This is a genomic window from Mesorhizobium sp. M7A.F.Ca.ET.027.03.2.1, assembly GCF_003999175.1.
In the GTDB taxonomy this organism is placed as follows: domain Bacteria; phylum Pseudomonadota; class Alphaproteobacteria; order Rhizobiales; family Rhizobiaceae; genus Mesorhizobium.
Map to the genome: position 1 here is coordinate 1 of NZ_RZOM01000864.1, position 2,693 is coordinate 2,693.

At 60.9% G+C, this 2,693-nt stretch carries 1 protein-coding gene and 1 pseudogene; both read left to right on the forward strand.

From position 1 onward, the window contains the following. Window positions 1-52: 52 nt before the first annotated feature. The gene (locus EN750_RS28140) at window positions 53-1,984 is read left to right on the forward strand and encodes a potassium transporter Kup (RefSeq protein ID WP_126080677.1); all 1,932 of its coding nucleotides are present in this window, start codon (window positions 53-55) and stop codon (window positions 1,982-1,984) included. A gap of 307 nt (window positions 1,985-2,291) precedes the next feature. Next, window positions 2,292-2,693: pseudogene (dnaE2, locus tag EN750_RS41020) on the forward strand (error-prone DNA polymerase); the annotation flags it as partial.

A 2,693-nucleotide genomic window follows, 5' to 3' on the forward strand; every position in this document is an offset into this window, starting at 1 on the left:
ATATTGCAGTGCAGCAAGCGTAGAGCACCGCGCGCTTATCGGAGTGTCGTCCATGGCCCTTACCAATGCTGGTAACGAGGCAGAACCTGTCGAACAATCGAGCCATTCTGAGGTCGAGCAGCACAGCACCAAGGCGCTGATGTCGGGCGCACTAGGTGTCGTTTATGGCGATATAGGCACCAGCCCGATCTATGCATTTCGCGAGGCGTTGCATGCATCAGCGGGTGGCAACGTCGCCAGCCGTGGCGACATCCTCGGCGTACTCTCGCTGATCATCTGGTCCCTGACGATCACCGTGACGATCAAATACATCATGTTCGTGCTCCGCGCCGACAATCGAGGCGAGGGCGGAGTGCTGTCGCTTATGGCGCTGGCGCGCAACAGTTTCCCGACCTGCTCTGCGGTGATCCTCGGCATCGGCATCGGCATCGGCATCGTCGGCGCGGCGCTTTTTTTTGGCGACGCCGTCATTACGCCGGCAATCTCGGTACTGTCGGCGGTCGAAGGTATGAATGTCGTCACGCCGACGTTCCAGCCCTATGTGGTGCCGCTGACACTGGCCATCCTGGCGATCGTGTTTGCGGTACAGCGGTTTGGCACCGGCGGCGTAGGATTGGTGTTCGGACCCGTTACCGCGCTGTGGTTCCTGGCCATCGGCCTTTCCGGGCTCAACCACATCATGGACGACCCGGAAATCCTGCTGGCAATCAGCCCGCATTACATCGTGTCGTTCCTGGTCAACTCGCCTGACGTCGCCTTCGTTACGGTTGGTGCAGTCTTCCTCGCCGTCACCGGAGCCGAGGCGCTCTACGCCGACCTCGGCCATTTCGGCCGCAAGCCGATCGTGCTCGCCTGGCTGGCGATCGTGTTCCCTTGTCTGTTGCTCAATTATGTCGGGCAAGGCGCCTTCGTGCTGGCAAATGGCGGCGTTGTCGGTCATCCGTTCTTCGAGATGAACCAGGGCTGGACGCTTATTCCGATGGTCGTGCTTGCCACGGCGGCGACCGTGATCGCCTGCCAGGCGGTGATCTCCGGCGCCTTTTCGCTGACCAGGCAAGCGGTACAGCTCAACATGCTGCCGCGTTTCGTCATCCAGCACACGTCGGAAAAACAGTCGGGCCAGATCTATCTGCCGCGCATCAACCTGATGCTGGCGCTGGTGGTGATGCTGCTGGTGGTCGGCTTCGGCGAATCCAGCCGGCTGGCCTCGGCCTACGGTATTTCGGTGACCGGCAATATGCTGGTGACGAACATACTGCTTTTTGTTGTGATGACGCGCATCTGGAAATGGCCGCTCGGCGTCGCGATAGCCTTAATGGCGGTGTTCGTCTTCATCGATACCGGCTTCTTTGCAGCTAACATCGTCAAGGTATTCGAAGGCGGCTGGGCCTCGCTTGCCATTGCCGCAGTGATCGTGATGACCATGTGGACTTGGATAAGAGGCAGCAGGTATCTATTTGACAAGACGCGCAGGAACCAGATTCCGCTCGATTTCCTTGCGGGCAATCTGTTGAAGAAGAAACCGCAGCTGGTGTCCGGTACGGCCGTGTTCCTGACCAGCGATCCCGCCAGTGCGCCGACCGCGTTGATGCACAGCCTGAAGCACTACAAGGCGCTGCACGAACAGAACGTCATCCTCTCTGTGGTGACGGCGCAGCAGCCCGTGGTGCCCGACAGCGAGCGGATCAAGATGGAAACGATCAATGAGCTGTTCATGCGGGTGACACTGACCTTCGGCTACATGGAACAGCCTAACATCCCGCGTGCGCTGGCGATCTGCCGCAAGCAGGGTTGGAAGTTCGACATCATGACGACGTCCTTCTTCCTGTCGCGTCGCTCGCTCAAGGCGTCACCCAACTCCGGCATGCCGGTGTGGCAGGACAAGCTGTTCATCGGCTTGGCGCGCACGGCCGCCGACGCGACGGAGTATTTCCAGATCCCGACCGGACGTGTGGTCGAGATCGGAACGCAAGTGGCCGTTTAGGTATGCCCGGTTAAGCAGAATCAATTGGCATTTCGCGAGCCGGTGAATGCCTGACCGGGCGGAGGCCACGATGCTTGCGCCAAACTGGGGTCCGGTTCCAGGCCTGAAGCTTCCGGCCCCGAAAGCCGTCCTTTACGCCTGCGATCATTTCCGTTCCGCATTGTCTTGCCGACCCACCAGTCGAGATGCGCTGAAACGACCTCGCCGGGCAGCAACTTATCATTTGAACCTAATCGATGTGCCGCAAGTCCGACCTTCATTCTTCAGTTCACAGGCTAGCGTTGCCAAAATCGGCGTGCCGCCTAACCGGCGCCGCACCGTGACCTGTCAGGATGCTATGCAGGCGCGAGGCAGAAGCTGGCTCGAGGCCGCCGGCCTGGTGCTGGTCCGGCAGCGGCCGGGCTCGGCCAAAGGCTTCATGTTCCTCTGGAGGATGAGACGGGTGCGGCAAACGTCGTCGTCTGGGTCAAGATCTCTCGAGAAATTCCGGCGCGTGCTTCTTGCTTCGGCCATGCTCGGCGTCCGCGGACGCATCCGACGGAAGAGGAGGTGGTGCACCTCGTCGCCCACGAGCTGACCGATCTGTCGGCCGGGCTGGCCAGCGTGGGAAACCGCAAGACGCCGTTTCCGTTGCCGCACGGCCGAGGGACGAGGCTCATCACGGCGGATCGGGCATCGATCCGCGCGGCATGCCGAAGGGGCGCGACAT